The 15,593-nt window shown below is 53.1% G+C and carries 14 protein-coding genes and 13 tRNA genes; 21 read left to right on the top strand and 6 right to left on the bottom strand.

Annotated elements, in window-relative coordinates; genetic code table 11:
* Nucleotides 1-39 precede the first annotated feature (39 nt).
* From EHSB41UT_RS21290 to acpS, 6 genes are read left to right on the top strand one after another with little or no spacing between them, the layout of a single operon-like run.
* Complete coding sequence (locus EHSB41UT_RS21290; protein ID WP_087112887.1) at nt 40-429, top strand: DUF4845 domain-containing protein; 390 nt, start codon at nt 40-42, stop codon at nt 427-429.
* On the top strand, nt 426-1,112 hold the full coding sequence (gene rnc, locus EHSB41UT_RS21295; protein ID WP_087112888.1) for a ribonuclease III: 687 nt from the start codon (nt 426-428) through the stop codon (nt 1,110-1,112). Before EHSB41UT_RS21290 ends, rnc begins: the two co-directional genes overlap by 4 nt.
* Complete coding sequence (gene era / locus EHSB41UT_RS21300) at nt 1,109-2,020, top strand: GTPase Era (RefSeq protein ID WP_087112889.1); 912 nt, start codon at nt 1,109-1,111, stop codon at nt 2,018-2,020. The genes rnc and era overlap by 4 nt, the downstream gene beginning before the upstream one ends.
* Before the next feature lie 5 nt (nt 2,021-2,025).
* Nucleotides 2,026-2,772 carry a DNA repair protein RecO gene (recO, locus tag EHSB41UT_RS21305; protein ID WP_087112890.1) on the top strand — a complete coding sequence of 249 codons (747 nt, stop codon included), beginning with the start codon at nt 2,026-2,028 and terminating at the stop codon, nt 2,770-2,772.
* Between the two features lie 51 nt (nt 2,773-2,823).
* On the top strand, nt 2,824-3,582 hold the full coding sequence (gene pdxJ / locus EHSB41UT_RS21310; protein WP_087112891.1) for a pyridoxine 5'-phosphate synthase: 759 nt from the start codon (nt 2,824-2,826) through the stop codon (nt 3,580-3,582).
* The gene (acpS, locus tag EHSB41UT_RS21315) at nt 3,579-3,953 is read left to right on the top strand and encodes a holo-ACP synthase (protein WP_087112892.1); all 375 of its coding nucleotides are present in this window, start codon (nt 3,579-3,581) and stop codon (nt 3,951-3,953) included. The genes pdxJ and acpS overlap by 4 nt, the downstream gene beginning before the upstream one ends.
* A 20-nt stretch (nt 3,954-3,973) precedes the next feature.
* Here the strand turns inward: acpS and rdgC are convergent, their stop codons facing one another.
* On the bottom strand, nt 3,974-4,966 hold the full coding sequence (rdgC, locus tag EHSB41UT_RS21320) for a recombination-associated protein RdgC (RefSeq protein ID WP_087112893.1): 993 nt from the start codon (nt 4,964-4,966) through the stop codon (nt 3,974-3,976).
* 259 nt (nt 4,967-5,225) lie between these two features.
* On the opposite strand from rdgC, the gene EHSB41UT_RS21325 reads away from it, so the two are divergent.
* From EHSB41UT_RS21325 to EHSB41UT_RS21385, 13 genes are all read left to right on the top strand, one after another.
* A tRNA-Val gene (locus tag EHSB41UT_RS21325) sits at nt 5,226-5,301 on the top strand.
* 65 nt (nt 5,302-5,366) lie between these two features.
* Nucleotides 5,367-5,443 (top strand) — tRNA-Asp (locus EHSB41UT_RS21330).
* A gap of 167 nt (nt 5,444-5,610) precedes the next feature.
* Nucleotides 5,611-5,686 (top strand) — tRNA-Val (locus tag EHSB41UT_RS21335).
* Nucleotides 5,687-5,740: 54 nt separating this feature from the next.
* A tRNA-Asp gene (locus EHSB41UT_RS21340) sits at nt 5,741-5,817 on the top strand.
* 87 nt (nt 5,818-5,904) lie between these two features.
* Nucleotides 5,905-5,981, top strand: a tRNA-Asp gene (locus EHSB41UT_RS21345).
* A gap of 34 nt (nt 5,982-6,015) precedes the next feature.
* A tRNA-Val gene (locus EHSB41UT_RS21350) sits at nt 6,016-6,091 on the top strand.
* Between the two features lie 46 nt (nt 6,092-6,137).
* A tRNA-Asp gene (locus EHSB41UT_RS21355) sits at nt 6,138-6,214 on the top strand.
* A 40-nt stretch (nt 6,215-6,254) separates the two neighbouring features.
* A tRNA-Val gene (locus tag EHSB41UT_RS21360) sits at nt 6,255-6,330 on the top strand.
* 46 nt (nt 6,331-6,376) lie between these two features.
* A tRNA-Asp gene (locus EHSB41UT_RS21365) sits at nt 6,377-6,453 on the top strand.
* Nucleotides 6,454-6,494: 41 nt separating this feature from the next.
* Nucleotides 6,495-6,570: transfer RNA gene (locus EHSB41UT_RS21370), tRNA-Val, on the top strand.
* A 45-nt stretch (nt 6,571-6,615) separates the two neighbouring features.
* A tRNA-Asp gene (locus EHSB41UT_RS21375) sits at nt 6,616-6,692 on the top strand.
* 40 nt (nt 6,693-6,732) lie between these two features.
* A tRNA-Val gene (locus EHSB41UT_RS21380) sits at nt 6,733-6,808 on the top strand.
* A gap of 47 nt (nt 6,809-6,855) precedes the next feature.
* Nucleotides 6,856-6,932: transfer RNA gene (locus EHSB41UT_RS21385), tRNA-Asp, on the top strand.
* Here EHSB41UT_RS21385 and EHSB41UT_RS21390 read toward each other — a convergent pair.
* The 5 genes from EHSB41UT_RS21390 to EHSB41UT_RS21410 all read right to left on the bottom strand — a co-directional run bounded on the left by EHSB41UT_RS21390 (nt 6,933) and on the right by EHSB41UT_RS21410 (nt 12,911).
* Complete coding sequence (locus EHSB41UT_RS21390; RefSeq protein WP_087112894.1) at nt 6,933-7,961, bottom strand: hypothetical protein; 1,029 nt, start codon at nt 7,959-7,961, stop codon at nt 6,933-6,935.
* A 136-nt stretch (nt 7,962-8,097) separates the two neighbouring features.
* Complete coding sequence (locus EHSB41UT_RS21395; RefSeq protein ID WP_242667387.1) at nt 8,098-8,706, bottom strand: type II secretion system protein; 609 nt, start codon at nt 8,704-8,706, stop codon at nt 8,098-8,100.
* 97 nt (nt 8,707-8,803) lie between these two features.
* Nucleotides 8,804-10,960 (bottom strand): carboxy terminal-processing peptidase, encoded by a 2,157-nt coding sequence (locus tag EHSB41UT_RS21400; protein WP_087112896.1) that lies wholly within the window; start codon nt 10,958-10,960, stop codon nt 8,804-8,806.
* Nucleotides 10,961-11,281: 321 nt separating this feature from the next.
* Nucleotides 11,282-11,461, bottom strand: coding sequence for a hypothetical protein (locus EHSB41UT_RS21405; protein WP_133060606.1), 180 nt, complete (start codon nt 11,459-11,461; stop codon nt 11,282-11,284).
* A gap of 151 nt (nt 11,462-11,612) precedes the next feature.
* Nucleotides 11,613-12,911, bottom strand: a complete 1,299-nt coding sequence (locus EHSB41UT_RS21410) for a M18 family aminopeptidase (protein ID WP_087112898.1) — start codon at nt 12,909-12,911, stop codon at nt 11,613-11,615.
* Nucleotides 12,912-13,129: 218 nt separating this feature from the next.
* Here EHSB41UT_RS21410 and EHSB41UT_RS21415 point away from each other — a divergent pair, with 218 nt between their 5' ends.
* A complete protein-coding gene (locus tag EHSB41UT_RS21415) occupies nt 13,130-15,040 on the top strand; it encodes a hypothetical protein (RefSeq protein WP_087112899.1) in 1,911 nt (636 codons plus the stop codon).
* Nucleotides 15,006-15,587, top strand: a complete 582-nt coding sequence (locus tag EHSB41UT_RS21420; protein WP_133060607.1) for a pyridoxamine 5'-phosphate oxidase family protein — start codon at nt 15,006-15,008, stop codon at nt 15,585-15,587. Before EHSB41UT_RS21415 ends, EHSB41UT_RS21420 begins: the two co-directional genes overlap by 35 nt.
* Nucleotides 15,588-15,593 lie beyond the last annotated feature (6 nt).

Consider the following 15,593-nt stretch of genomic DNA (forward strand, 5'->3'; position numbering starts at 1 on the left):
CGTAAAATCTTAAAGGCCGGGAACAGAGGGAACAGGACCATGGGAAAGCGAGTCTTTAACGGCAGGCGCCAGCAGCAGGGAGCCAGCACACTGGGTATGTTGTGTATTGTTATTGCTGCTATTTTCTCAGTGATGGTGTTCTTTAAACTGTTTCCGGTCTATATGGATAATTATTCAGTGCGTTCCGTGCTGGATTCGCTGGATGAACGGAGCACTATCCGTCAGGCCAGTGCCAAGGAAGTAAAATCCTGGATCACCAAGGGGTTCCAGGTAAATGGTATTCGGGATATCCCGACGCAAGACATTAAAGTTCGTCAGGAAGGTGCTTTCCTGGTGGCTGACATCAACTATGAACGACGCATCGACCTGATCAGTAACGTCGATGTTGTTCTGACTTTTGAGAACAGCTGGAAAATCAAACAGCAGTGAAATCTTCGCTAGACAAGCTGGAACGCAGGCTCGGGTATACGTTCAAGAATCCCGACCTGGCTGTTCTGGCATTAACACACCGCAGCTACGGCGGTAAAAATAACGAGCGTCTGGAGTTTCTCGGAGACTCCATTGTCAACTTCCTCATTGCCGAGGATCTTTATCAGCGTTTCCCGGAAGCCCGTGAAGGCCAGTTGAGCCGTCTGCGGGCTTTGATGGTGCGTGGTCGTACGCTGGCGGAACTGGCCCGTGAATTTGAGCTGGGCGATTTTCTGTTGCTCGGTTCCGGTGAGCTGAAGAGTGGTGGCTTCCGTCGTGAGTCCATTCTGGCCGATGTGGTTGAGGCTCTGCTGGGTGCTATCTATCTGGACTCCGGCATGGATACCTGCCGTGAGCGGGTACAGGCCTGGTTCTCTTCCCGGTTGGCAACCCTGTCGGTCACTGACCAGCACAATAAAGATCCAAAAACCCGTCTGCAGGAGTTCCTGCAGTCCCAGCAGCAAAAGCTGCCTGAATATGAACTGCTCAGTATTGAAGGCAAGGCTCATGCCCAGACCTTCAAGGTGTCCTGCCTGATCGACGGCCAGAAGCCGACCGAAGGTGAAGGCAGTAGTCGTCGAATCGCTGAACAGCAGTCCGCCCGTCGAGCTTTGGTTGCTCTGGGTGTGGAGGTAGAGGAATGATTGAACAGGCCGTTTCCCAGGGACGTTGTGGCTACGTGGCGATTGTTGGTCGTCCGAATGTGGGTAAGTCCACGCTGCTGAACCGGATTTTGGGTCAGAAGCTCAGTATTACCTCCCGTAAGCCACAGACAACCCGTCACCGCATTCACGGTATCAAGACCGAAGGTGATGTGCAGGCGATCTATGTGGATACGCCGGGGATGCACCTGGGCGCAGAGAAAGCCATTAACCGCTATATGAACCGTGCGGCGTCTTCCTCGCTGGCGGATGTGGATGTGATCGTGTTTATCGTCGATCGTCTGCGCTGGACGGAAGAAGACGAGATGGTGCTTGAGAAGCTCAAGCATACCAAAGCACCGGTGATTCTGGTGGTGAACAAGGTTGACCGTCTGGATGAAAAAGCCCAGCTGATTCCATGGCTGGATGAGCTGTCCCGCAAGATGGACTTTGCCCATATCGTGCCAATCGCGGCTCGTAATGGTCATAACGTTGATCGCCTGGAACGTCTGGTGAACAGCTACCTGCCGGAAAGCATTCACTTCTTCGGTGAAGATCAGATTACTGACCGCAGTTCCCGCTTCCTGGCGGCCGAGCTGGTGCGTGAAAAGGTTATGCGCCAGCTGGGTGATGAACTGCCTTACCAGATCACTGTCGAGATCGAAGAGTTTAAGGATGTGGAAGGCGTACTGCATATCAGTGCCCTGCTGCTGGTTGAACGTGCCGGTCAGAAGAAGATTGTGATTGGCGACAAGGGTTCACGCCTGAAAACTATTGGTCGTGATGCCCGTCTGGATATGGAAAAGCTGTTCGACAGCAAGGTTATGCTGAACCTGTGGGTGAAAGTCCGCAGTGGCTGGTCGGACGATGAGCGGGCTCTGGCGAGCCTGGGTTATAACGATCTGGCCTGATCCTGATGCAAAACCGCTCCGTTGAGCTGCAACCGGCCTGGGTGCTTCACTCCAGGCCTTACCGTGAAACCAGTCTGATCGTCGATCTGCTGACCCGGGATCACGGTAAAATCTCGGTTGTAGTTAACGGGGCTCGCGGTGCGGCGACCAAGAAAGGTCGTCCGCGTCGTGGTCAACTTCTCCAGCCTTTTGCGGAACTGCTGGTCAGCTGGACCGGTAAGACCGAACTCAAAACTCTCAAAGCCCTTGAGCAGCGCCGGGTGATCCCTCTGTCTGGTATTCGGTTGTTCAGTGGTCTCTACGCTAATGAGCTGCTGCAGCGGCTTCTGCAGCCTTGGCAGGCTGTGGATGATCTTCTGGAGCTCTATATCTGGCTGCTGGAACATCTCTCATCAGACACCCATCTTGAACGGGTGCTCCGCCTGTTTGAAAAGAACCTGTTGGACCTATTGGGGTATGGGCTGCCTCTTGGCTATGCGGCAGGCTCGGGTGATGAGATGACCAATGACGGTTGGTATCGGTATGATCCGGATAATGGCTTCTGGCCAGTTGTCTTTGCCGGTCAGGGCCATGAAGTTGAAGATGCTGGGGCTTCACGAAATCTGTTTAGCGGTGCCATGTTGCAGGCTTTGGCAGAAGACCGAATTGAGGATCGTTATCTGGGGCAGGCCAAGCGACTGATGCGTATGGCTGTCGGGCTTCATCTGGGTGAACGGCCTTTGCGCAGTCGCGAGCTGTTTCGGATGGCCTGAGCGAAAAAAAACAATCTATAAAGAAAGCATGAAAGCGAGTAGTAAGCAGAGATGATACCAATTAACAGAATCCTCCTTGGTGTAAATATCGATCACATTGCCACTGTTCGTCAGGCGCGCGGTACCAATTACCCTGATCCGGTCAAGGCGGCTCTGGATGCCGAAGAAGCCGGTGCGGACGGCATCACATTGCACCTGCGGGAAGATCGTCGCCATATTCAGGATCATGATGTTTATCGCCTTAAGGATTTGATGCAGACCCGCATGAATCTGGAAATGGCCGTGACCGAAGAAATGCTCGGTATTGCGGAAGATGTTCGTCCTGCCCATGTCTGTCTGGTGCCGGAAAAGCGTGAAGAGCTGACCACGGAAGGTGGACTGGATGTGGTCGGTCAGGAAGAGAAGATTCGCCGTGCCTGCCATCGTATGGCGGATGTCGGTATTGATGTCTCCCTCTTTATAGATGCCGAGCCTGAGCAGATTCGTGCTGCCCAGCGTTGTGGTGCGCCGACCATTGAAATCCATACTGGCGGTTATGCCGATGCGGAAACCGATGCTGAGCGTGATGCGGAGCTGGAACGTATCCGTGCCGGTGTTGCGTTAGGAAATGAGCTAGGTCTGGTGGTGAATGCCGGACATGGCCTGAACTACCAGAATGTTGAGCCGGTTGCCGCTATCTCCGGTCTCTGCGAACTGAATATTGGCCATGCCATTATTGCCCGCGCTTTGACGGTAGGTTTGAAAGAGGCCATTCGTGAGATGCGTACGCTGATGATTGATGCCTCCCGTTACCAGAAGGTTGATGTGTGATCGTCGGGATCGGAACAGATATTGCCTCTATCCCCCGGATAGAGGCAGCCTGGAAACGAACGGGTGATCGTTTTGCGCGTCGTATTCTGACAGATGCTGAATATGCCGTATTTGAGCAGCGCAGCTTTTCACCTGCTTATCTGGCAACCCGCTTTGCTGCCAAAGAAGCCGCGTCCAAAGCCTTTGGTACTGGCATCGGCAAGGTCTCATTTCAGGAAATGGAAATTACCAATCTGGAATCTGGTGCGCCGGTAATGACTTTTTCCGGTGCGGCAGAGGTGCTGCAGATGGAAAAGGGTATACAGCATATTCATATCAGCCTGAGCGATGAAAAAGAGTTCGCTCAGGCCTTTGTTATTTTTGAATCCTGACCGGACGGAATGATGCCCCTTTAAAAAGGTGCATCATCTTCATCAGCGGTGTCTGGGGCGAGTTCTTCAGAGCTTACACTGCCCTGAGTCTGCCATTCGGCGCCTTTCTCTTCTTCACCACCCAGACCTTCAATCATTTCTTTCAGGAACTCTGACAGGGTGCCGGCCATCAGGGTGAAGTCGGCATCAAAGCGGCTGGCTTCATCGTCTGCATTCAGGGCCTCAGACTGCTCTTGCAGCTCATCGGTAAATTTCACCCGGCGAATAATCAGGTCATCACCAAGAATACAGTTCAGAGCTTCGTTCCAGTGCAGGGCGAGCTTGCTCACCTGCATGCCGGTATTGAGATGGCTGAGAATTTCGTCCGCCAGCAGATCCTGACGCTTGCAGCGAATGCTGCCGCCTTCTTCGCCCAGATCCTTCAGTTCGCACTCATCTCCCAGGGATAGGAAACGGGGCAGGGTGGAACCGTGTGACTCCAGCCAGTTGGTCATGGTGGCAGCTGGAGATTGTTTCAGCGCAGGCGGAACCACTGGCAGAGAACCCAGATTGCCACGCAGGGCGCTGGTCAGCTCTTCGGCCTTGCGGAAGCTGCTGGCATCGACAATGAGCCAGCCGTCACGGGTATCTATATAAGCACGGGTGATATTTGAGCGGGTAAATGCGCGAGGGAGGAGTGACAGGGTCATCTCATCCTTTATCTGGTCTTTCTCTTTTTTGAAGACCTGACGCCCCTGTTCGGCTTCTATTTGTTCTACTTTCTCTTTCACGGCATCGCGGACCACGCTGGTCGGCAGGATGCGCTCTTCTTTTTTTGCCGCAAAGGTCAGGAAGCGACCACTGGCGTGAACCATGCCTTCCGTGCCAGAGATAGGTGGCACCCAGCCATAGGACGCCAGCTCGGTTTTGCCACACGGACGGAAAGGCTGCTGGCCCAGGCTCTCTTCCAGAGAGTGGGAGGTGATGTCTGTTTCCTGATTAAAGCGGTAGAGAATAAGGTTCTTGAACCACATAGGGGTTGGCTCCGGATGTTCTTACAAGTGTTATGGGGCTAGTTTGGCAGGGTCGGACAGCAAGTACCACAGCTGTCACGGAGAGGCGCTTTTGATAAGGTGACCGTAAGCGACCACGAACGTATGTTCTGGGGTGTGCCTGACACCTATATAAGTAACGGAAATAAGAAATACATTTCTATTGCACACTCTTCGTTCTGCTGCTTATAATGCGCGCCGTCTCAACGACAGCCGCAAACAAGTTTGCAGCAAATGCAGCGGGTGATTAGCTCAGCTGGGAGAGCATCTGCCTTACAAGCAGAGGGTCGGCGGTTCGATCCCGTCATCACCCACCACTTCATTTGTGTTGTTGAGTGCGTACTTCGAGAGCTTATTTCTGGTACGTAGTTATGCGAAATGCGGACCGGTAGTTCAGTTGGTTAGAATACCGGCCTGTCACGCCGGGGGTCGCGGGTTCGAGTCCCGTCCGGTCCGCCATCTCATGCTTCTGTATGAGGTGTTCAGGGTTTGAATCTATCGCTCTGATTTGCATGACAATTTGCTGGATTTTGACTCTGGCAAAGAGCGCTGTTTTCTGTATAATGCGCTGCTCTGATGGTTGCTGATATAAGTGGTTGTCAGAATTCTTCTCTTGGGAAGACAGTGGGTGATTAGCTCAGCTGGGAGAGCATCTGCCTTACAAGCAGAGGGTCGGCGGTTCGATCCCGTCATCACCCACCAAATTCGAGATTGTCTGAGGTTTAAAGGGTTTCAGGTGTCTCAATCGATTAATGCGGACCGGTAGTTCAGTTGGTTAGAATACCGGCCTGTCACGCCGGGGGTCGCGGGTTCGAGTCCCGTCCGGTCCGCCATTAATTTTGCAGCACAAGAATGACAGGTTCTTGTGTGCAGATCATCGGCTGTTAGAGTGCTGATGTTTGTAGGTTTTGAAGTGTAGTGGACCGGTAGTTCAGTTGGTTAGAATACCGGCCTGTCACGCCGGGGGTCGCGGGTTCGAGTCCCGTCCGGTCCGCCATTTCAACTTCTACTTTTCTCGTTTCGAGAGTTTTGGGTGATTAGCTCAGCTGGGAGAGCATCTGCCTTACAAGCAGAGGGTCGGCGGTTCGATCCCGTCATCACCCACCAAATTCGAGATGGTCTGAAGGTTTCAGATGTCTCAACCGATTAATGCGGACCGGTAGTTCAGTTGGTTAGAATACCGGCCTGTCACGCCGGGGGTCGCGGGTTCGAGTCCCGTCCGGTCCGCCATTAATTCAAAGGTTCTGTTTCCTTTTAAAACCAACAGATTGGGTGATTAGCTCAGCTGGGAGAGCATCTGCCTTACAAGCAGAGGGTCGGCGGTTCGATCCCGTCATCACCCACCAAATTCGAGATGGTCTGAAGGTTTCAGATGTCTCAACCGATTAATGCGGACCGGTAGTTCAGTTGGTTAGAATACCGGCCTGTCACGCCGGGGGTCGCGGGTTCGAGTCCCGTCCGGTCCGCCATTAATTCAAAGGTTCTGTGTCCTTTTAAAACTTACAGACTTGGGTGATTAGCTCAGCTGGGAGAGCATCTGCCTTACAAGCAGAGGGTCGGCGGTTCGATCCCGTCATCACCCACCAAATTCGAGATTGTCTGAGGTTTCAGATGTCTCAATCGATTAATGCGGACCGGTAGTTCAGTTGGTTAGAATACCGGCCTGTCACGCCGGGGGTCGCGGGTTCGAGTCCCGTCCGGTCCGCCATTAATTCAAAGGTCTGTGTCCTTTTAAAACTTACAGAATTGGGTGATTAGCTCAGCTGGGAGAGCATCTGCCTTACAAGCAGAGGGTCGGCGGTTCGATCCCGTCATCACCCACCAAATTCAAGAGCTTTGAGTGTGATGCAAGGTTCTTTACAAGTTAGCGCGGACCGGTAGTTCAGTTGGTTAGAATACCGGCCTGTCACGCCGGGGGTCGCGGGTTCGAGTCCCGTCCGGTCCGCCATTACAATAAAGCCTCTGTACGAAGCCTTCTCAGGTATGGTGCAGAGGCTTTTTCTTTATCGATCTCTTCTTCCTTTTCCTGATCTGGATTATCCAGGGGCTTCTCTAGCGGCTTTTCTAAAGAGTGCAGCCCTATCGGTGCATCTTCATACCAGCTTCCCAGTAACTTCGATGTGCCAGAAACCAGAGCCCCCGTACCTTGTTTGGCATAACTCACCAGCTTGTCCACACCTACTGTTTCAAGAAGCTTTGCCAGGCCCCGTTTGGGCGGTGTTCTGAGTACCGGTGCGGTTTTTTCTCCTCTGAAAAAGGCACTTGTTTGTTCAAATGCCTGCGCCTGTGTTTGTGCGTAGAGATTGGGGTGTGAGAACGGGCCAAGCAGCAGGTGGGTTTCTCCGGCATTGTTGGGCATGGATTCTTTAACGTGGTGGTACTGACTGGGCTTCTCCTGAAACTCACTATGAGCGACGGATTCCAGCTCAGTTAAAGTCTTGCTGTGGGGACGAAGTTCGTGAGCGCAATCCGGGTTGGCGAGCAAGATGGAGAGTTGTACTTTATTGTCCGGGTTTTGATCTCTCACCGTTTGCATAACTTCCCTAGCCAGCGAGCGGGTGAAATACTGCGCCGGGTTAAAAACCATGCAGATATGATCAGTTTCGGGGCTGATGGGAGCGACGCGTTCTTTTGCGATCTTTTCTCTACCCATCTGGATCAGGGTGCGTGGGAAGCAGCCAACGGGTGTAACTGAATAACTGCCGCAATGGCTGACAACCTCAGGAAATACTTTGGTTGAAGGGCTTATCGCGTAAACCGGTTTTTGGGGTTGATGTGAGCGACCGCAGGCATAATTTGCCGCCTGCAATATATGGGCGGAATTACCCACCATAATAATTTTATTAAGACACCCTGAGACCTTCTTACTCATAAAAGAGTGTTTGGCCTTTTTGGTGACTCTTCCCTGCTCCGTGTCCTCTAATGGTGGGCGTGTGCTGGTTCCGCGTTTGCGTCCTGCTAAGCTGCTTTTGTGCATGGGGAGCCCTTCCTGTTCTTCTTTCCTTCTTTCCTGTGACATCGTCAGAAAAGAAATTGAGCAGGATGGGCAGAAGCACTGTCGCTCTTGTTATAAGAGCCGCCTGGGATGCTGTCAGGCGGCCTGAGAGACGTCTCTATTTTACGGAGGACTGGCTCGGTGGGTAATCATCCCCGGTAAGGCAGACAATCCCGCCTAAAAGACCGATGTCGTAACGCACCTTGCCAACAGCATCTTCATCTTCCTGATTGTGAATGCCATCGATACGGGTGTTGATCTCTTTTGCTGTCTCGCCGGATACCAGCCAGATACAGGCAGATATTGCACAGGATGGTGAAGACTGTTTGCAGCCATCAGGTGAGCTGCCACGAATCCATTCCACCTTTTCCTTTACCAGCAGTTGTGCGGCGATATAGTCCGGATGGGCAACGTATTGCCCTTTGCCAAACCAGTCGTTGTTATAAGGCAGGTAAGGACCTTTCCAGCCCGGCAGACCTTTGTCGATGATCAGATCATCAATCTTCAGGTAACCAAAGGCGGGGTCGGTATCAGCGGTAATCTGCAATACCTTGCCGGTATCGGTTTCATATTGTTTGGCGGCCGACAGCATCTGCTGGAGTTCTTTGATCACAGTGGTGGGCGTGTCATCTTGTTCTGTGCTGTAAACCGCTGTGCTTAAGGCAATCGCTGCGGTCAGAGAGGCTAACTGGCAGGTACTTGTGATATTTGGCAAAAACCGTTTCAAAGACATCTCCTGGTTTTTGAGTGGTGGGCAGTTTTTTCGTACGTATAAACAAGAAGCCCGCAAAGGTTGCGGGCTTCCGGGTACTTCCAAAAGGAACCTATCGGTCTGACTGTTTGGCCAGCATGGGTTCTTTGGAGCGAATCCAGTCGCTCAGGATATTGCTGGTTTCAACCAGCAGAGCGTCGTCGCTTAAATCCTTATCCTTCTTGTTCTGGTTGAAACGATCATTCTGTTCGTTCTCCAGCTCGTCCAGAGTCTTGTAAGGCTTTTCGCCCTTAGACTTGCGCAGATAGTTCTCAATCGCCAGGCGTTCGTCCTGCATCCGCTGGATCTCTTCCTTGCGGGCCTTCTCGTTCAGGGTTACTTCTGTGCGGTTTTCAAACTGCTTCTGGTATTCACGCAGCTTGTCCAGATAAATGAAGTCCGGGTTGTCGGCGACACGCTCTTTATGGCGAGCCTGCAGAGCGGGAACTTCCGGAGATAGTGGCTTCAGTGAGTTAAAGCTCACTGGCTTGATCTCGGTATAAGGCAGGGCGTTAGGCAGTGAGCTTTCGCCGATATCCTTGGGATCAAACAGGGAGGGGAAGCTGATGTCCGGAATCACACCACGGTTCTGGGTGCTCTGGCCGGAGACACGGTAGAACTTGGCAACCGTCAGTTTCAGCTGGCCATGGTTCAGTGGCTGGATAGTCTGCACAGTCCCTTTACCAAAGCTCTGGCCACCAATCACGAGTGCGCGCTGATAATCCTGCATGGCTCCGGCAAAAATTTCAGAAGCAGAAGCACTCAGGCGGTTGATCAATACAGCCATAGGGCCGTCATAGACTTCTTTCGGATCAGGGTCCTGCTGAGCTTCAGTGCGTCCGCGGCTGTCTTTGACGATAACCGTCGGGCCTTTAGGGATGAACAGGCCAGTCAGCTGGTTGGCTTCCTGCAGAGAGCCGCCACCGTTGTTGCGCAGATCGATCACCAGACCGTCGATCTTCTCTTTCTTGAGCTCAGCAATCAGCTTACGCACGTCACGCGTCGTGCTTTTGTAATTCGGATCACCAGCCTGAGCCGCTTTGAAGTCAATATAGAAGGCCGGGATCTCGATCACGCCAATGCGCTTTTTCTCGGAACCTTTACCTACTTCAATCACGCTCTTCTGGGCCGACTGCTCTTCCAGTTTGACCTTGTCACGAACAATGGAATAAATGCGGTTCTTGCCATCGCTGGTGCTGGATGGGATCACCTCCAAACGCACCTCAGTGCCCTTGGCGCCACGAATCAGCTTCACGACTTCATCCAGACGCATACCGACCACATCTTCCATCTTGCCGTCTTTGGCTTGAGCCACGCTGATGATCTTGTCACCGGGTTTCAGCTGGCCAGCTTTATCGGCAGGGCCGCCAGGGACAACGCTGATCACCTTGGTGTACTCGTCCTCGGACTGCAGTACCGCACCAATCCCTTCCAGAGACAGGCTCATATTGATGTCGAAGTTCTCTGCCCGCTGTGGAGAAAAGTACTGGGTATGCGGGTCAAACAGTTGGGTATAGGCATTCAGGTATAGCTGGAAGGCATCTTCGCTGCGGGTCTGGTGCAGGCGGCGCAGCTGGTTGGTGTAACGCTTGTTCAGCAGATCCTTGATCTCGGCGTCGTCTTTTTCGTTCAGCTTCATGGCCAGCACGCTGTCCTTGAGCTGACGACGCCAGAGGTCTTCCTGTTCGGCCTTGTCGGTTAACCAGGGGGCTTTTTCCCGATCAATTTCCAGAGTTTCCTGCTGTTTGAAGTTCAGCTTCTCAATACCGTTATCGACCAGTTTGAGCATATAGCGGATACGCTCTTCACTGCGCTCACGATAACGATTGAAAATTTCAAAGGCCGGACGCAGGTTGCCACCTTTCAAAGCATCATCCAGATTGCTCTGATACTTGCTGAACTCTTTGATGTCAGAGGCCAGAAAGAAGCTGCGGTTACGATCGAGGGAATCCAGATAGCTGTTATAAATCTTGTCGGAGCTGTTTTCGCTCAGATCGATTTTTTCATAGGAGTTATTCTTCAGCAGCTGCACCACATTCACACTGGCAATGGCCTGATTCAGTGTGGGTTTAAGGGCGGTGAGCGGCTGGTTGAGATCTTCGGCTGCCAGTACAGCGGTTGGCAGCAGCAGAGAGAGGCCGAGGGCGCTTCGTGCCAAAGTGTTTCTGATGCGTTTCAGCGTACGGTATCCGGAAGGGTGAGACGATGACAGAATTGAGCTGAATTGCATCAGTGGTTTCACTCTTGTGCTTGGAGTTTTCGTACTTCGGAAAGAGAAGAGCATACGAGAACATCCTTGTTGTTGGAGAATTCATGCTCTGGCTGACAGTGCAGACTGGGGTTCCTGAAGAGCAACCGGCCTGCTGGACACTTCCAATACTTAAAGTGCAAAACAAATGGCAGCCATCTTAAGCATGCTATTCCGATGAAACGGCAAATCTTTCAAAAAGATGAAATCGTCAGAATAAACAGTGCTTTCTGCACTATAGCATCTTAACAGGCCCGTTTGTTGTTTGTTTTAAAAGGCCTGTCAGGTGTGTACCAAGTTGTATCAGTTTTCGCTTAACACATAACTGAGTTCGGACTCTTCCTGAGAATCAGGAACGCGCGGGGATTCACTTTTACACAGCGTACGGTTGGTTGTGGCAAGGGCAAGCAGCAGCTCTTCCATCTCCTGACTTTCGTGAGAGAGCTGATTATTGGCGCGGTAGCTGTTGGAGGAGAATTGCATGGCCATATCCGTAAGTGAGTTGTCACTCTCAGACTACCATTGAGCACTGGCTGGATTTGATCAGTTCTTGTACGAAATCGTATGTGGTTCGCTACATCAGGTAACGGACTGTAAGGCGCGGAGGCTCACTCTGGAGCCTCCGTTTATACCGTTATGGCAGCAGGCTTTCCTGCTGGAAGAAGCGGGTCAGCACTTTAGACAGGTTGGCTGCGTCGTCACGACCGGCCAGCTCCCGAATGGAATGCATGCCGAAGGTTGGCAGGCCGACATCGACAGTCCGCACACCCAGGCCGCTGGCGGTAATAGGGCCGATGGTGCTGCCACAGCCCATATCGGTACGGGCAACGAATGCCTGCACCGGTACATTTTCCTGCTCGCACAGAACCCGTACCAGCGCGCTGGTTTCGCTGCTGGTTGCGTAGCGTTGGTTAGCGTTGATCTTGATAACCGGACCATCGTTGATGATCGGGCCGTGGTTGCCATCGTGACGGTCGGCATAGTTCGGGTGAATGCCGTGGGCATTATCGGTCGAGATCATAACGGAACGCTGCAGGGCACGGGTCAGTTCGGTGTTGGTATCGCAGATGCGTTCCAGCACTTGGCGCAGGAACGGGCCGCTGGCACCCTGGGCACTTTCACTGCCGACTTCTTCATGATCATTGCAGACCAGCAGGCATGGGTAAGGAGAGTCTTCAGCTTCAAGCAGGGCCGCCATGCCGGTGTAACAGCTCAGCAGGTTATCCAGGCGGGCGGAAGCAATAAATTCATCCTTCAGGCCCAAAATGGCAGGTGCCTGAGTGTCGTAAAAGAAGATCTCATAGTCCAGCACCTTGGCTGGTTTCAGCTGCTGGCTTTCCAGTTCGGCTGCCAGCATCTGGCGGAAGTCTGGCTTGTCATCGCCCTGTACGCGGCACAGTACCGGTGGGATATCGGTCTGCGGGTTGATGCTGCGGCTCTTGTTGGCTTCACGGTCCAGATGGATGGCCAGACTCGGGATCATGGCGATCGCTTTCTTGAAGTCCACCAGGGCATTCTGGATATTGCCGTCCTTGTCCTGCCAGGTCACCCGGCCGGCCATGGAGAGGTCCCGGTCAAACCAGGGATTCAGCAGTGCGCCGCCATATACTTCCACACCTAGCTGGAAGTAGTTCTGGCCGGTCAGTTCGGCATTGGGCTTAACCTTCAGTGCCGGACTGTCGGTATGGGCGCCGACCATGCGCAGCCCCTGGGTGGCCAGATCACCATTGCCGGTCGTGAAGGCAATAATGGCGGAGTCATGACGGGTAACGTAGTACTTCTGGTTTGGCTCAAGCTCCCAGCTGGAACGCTCATCCAGAGCGATAAAGCCGGCATCGGCAAAGCGTTTGGCCATTTCTGCAGTGGCGTGGAACGGGGTCGGAGAGGCCTGCAGGTAAGCGAGGAGGTCGTGATTAAATGCGGTGGTATCCATAACAGCCTGATGGTTTGTGTTTAATGAAAGGGGCTCTATGACTTGCCGCAGGATACCACTGTTGGGGTTTATCGCGCATCTGTAGGTATCAATTCTCATCACCATTGGCTTCAGGATGGCCGTGCTGAATCTGGAATCGCGTCTATATTGGGCTGTCCGGGAAAGAACGAATAATTTCAAAGACCCTGATCAGGGAGTGTGGCTGCTTGAGCACTGTGATGCATCTTCTGACAATCTGGAGAGGGCTGCTGGCCGGTCTTCTCCTTGCGCTTTTCTTGGGAATCAGCCTGGGAATTGGCTCGGTACAGGCTGAGGATTTCCTGTTTCCGGCTAATGAGCCTGACACTGGGAGTCTTCTGCAGCCATCAAAGGCGACGCCCTGGGAGGAGCCTGAAGCGGTGAGGCGCTGGTATGCCACTTCTCCGGCCGGTACGTTTGTCGTTTCCGGTAACCGGGTTTTGTTGTTTGAGAATGTCCAGTTGCCTCAGGAACTGGCGGAAATGGCTTCAGGGCTGTTAACCGGTGCACTCTGGAAGGAAGGCTATCTGCTTTCCCATGAGCTGTTTCTCAGTATGCTCTGGCCCTCTTTGCCAAAGCCGGTTCAGCAGATGTTTCGTGGAGTCTCGCAAGGATGGTTGCTCTGGACTCTGATGCACTCTCTGGTGCAGGTCGGCTCGCCTCTGGCTGTGCTGGTGCGGGATTATTACCGTTACTGGAATGCCTCTCACTTTCAGGGCACGATGCCGGTGGCGGTGAATGATGCTGAGTTGTCTTTCCGTGTGTTTGTTCAGGCGGATTTCCCTGACGCTATCGAAGAACCTGCCGGTTTCATTATTGATAAGGTGCCGGCTATGTCTGCCCTGCCAACGCTGGTGCGCCGACATGATCATTTGAATCCCTGGAACCGGTTGTTGGATGAGATGAGCCGCAGTGATATCAGTCGGCTGCGGTTATCAGGGGATCGTGATGGTGTTATCACCGTTCGCTTTCAGGATGCCGGGCTGGGGGGCGCAGAGCAGCGGCTGGTGGCGGCTGTGAATCAGGAATACAACCCATCACCCTGGTTACTGGAAAAGATCCGTAACCGGGAGGACCGCAAGGATATCCACCTTTATACCAGTCTGTTATCTCAGGATGTGCTGGAGCTGATGGTGAGAATGCTGGAGTGCCGGCGGCTGTCTCGGGAGCAGCCTGAGCTGGAAGGGCAGTGCAAATGGGGACGGATGGTAAAGGATGAGGGCGGCCTGGAGTTTCTGTCGGATCATTCTGTTGCCCCGTCCCAGATCTGGGAGCGCCGGGACTATCCGGGCGGTCGTGCCCTCTCATTAACCGGCTGTGCTTTCTCCACCCAGCCATTGTGCTGGGAGAATACTTTGGTGATGGGGGATGGCAGTAAAATTTACCCTTGGCCATCGCTTTCCCTGTATTCCCGCTTCTCCAGCTTCAAGGAGCGGAATGACTGGGTTCTTCTGGGGCATGAGCCACAGATCTGGTTTACTGGCAGCTTTTTCCAGCTGCGGGTTCCCGAGCTGTTTACCCGTTTCCTTCTCTCCGCTTTCTCTGCAGGTGGGCAGATAGCTGTGAACCGTATGGTCACGTCTCTGCATCATAAATTGTGGGGAAATGGATTTGTGCCGGGGAAACCAAAGCCTTTGCCGGAATCGGTCGAAGCGCCCAATCAAAAAGAGCATGCCATGCAGGATGGTTATGACTGTTTGGAGTGTAATACTCCCCAGTGTCGCTATACCCTGTGTCATTCCTGCAAGTTCCGCTTTGATAAAGGGCCGATGGTCGATTTAGGGTGCTCCCGTTCCCGTGATGAACGACATCAGGTTTGCACATCCTGTTTCAAAAATCTCATCTCCATTACCAAGGTCAAACCCTGTGATCAGTGTGACGCTTATCACATGCATATGATCCGGGAGAGCAATTATCACATCGACCCCGATGAGGATCAGCAAATGGTCAAATCAGCGCCCCGGTGTCCGGTTTGCCGAGTGCTGTTTGATAGTCGAAGGGGCAATATTGTTGATAATTTGCGAGGGGAGTGTGGTGCTTTGTGGATGAAGCTGAAGTGGCTGTTCAGTGACAGCCTTGGCGTCGATAGTCCACCACAAACAACGCCATAGCGGTCGTACGGTCTATCATCTACCGGCACACCGCAACCTGAATGGTGAACAAGCCATGGCAACCCGCCTGACGCCAGCGCAACTCCTGGAGCAGAATCATTACTGTGTTCTGTCAACCTGTGACCGCTTTGGTACTCCTTGGTCAACACCGCTGTTTTATACCTACGATGATCACTGGCAGGTGTACTGGATTTCTGCCTTAAGCAGCCGTCATTCCCGGTTGATTGCTGAAAACCCCCAAGGCTCGGTGGTGATCTACCAGCCGCCAGGAGTCTCTGCGGAAGCCTCGGCTTTATTCCTGTCTGGCCCTGTCTCGGTGTGCACGCCGGATGAAGTGGAAAGAGGGTTGGAGTTGTATTTTGAGCGAACCGGGCTGGGTGTTTCCGGGCGGGCTGCAGATTATCTTGGGGAGAGTCTGTGCCGCATCTATCGTATGGAAACCTGGACGGCCTATACGCTGGGTGAGCCGGAGTGGGAGGGTAATCTGTTGTTGGATAAGCGCGTGGAGGTTCCCGTGCCGGGGCAGGCTGGGCGAAGTGCTTCTTAAAACTTT

The organism is Parendozoicomonas haliclonae (assembly GCF_900174585.1).
GTDB classification, from domain to species: Bacteria; Pseudomonadota; Gammaproteobacteria; order Pseudomonadales; family Endozoicomonadaceae; genus Sansalvadorimonas; species Sansalvadorimonas haliclonae.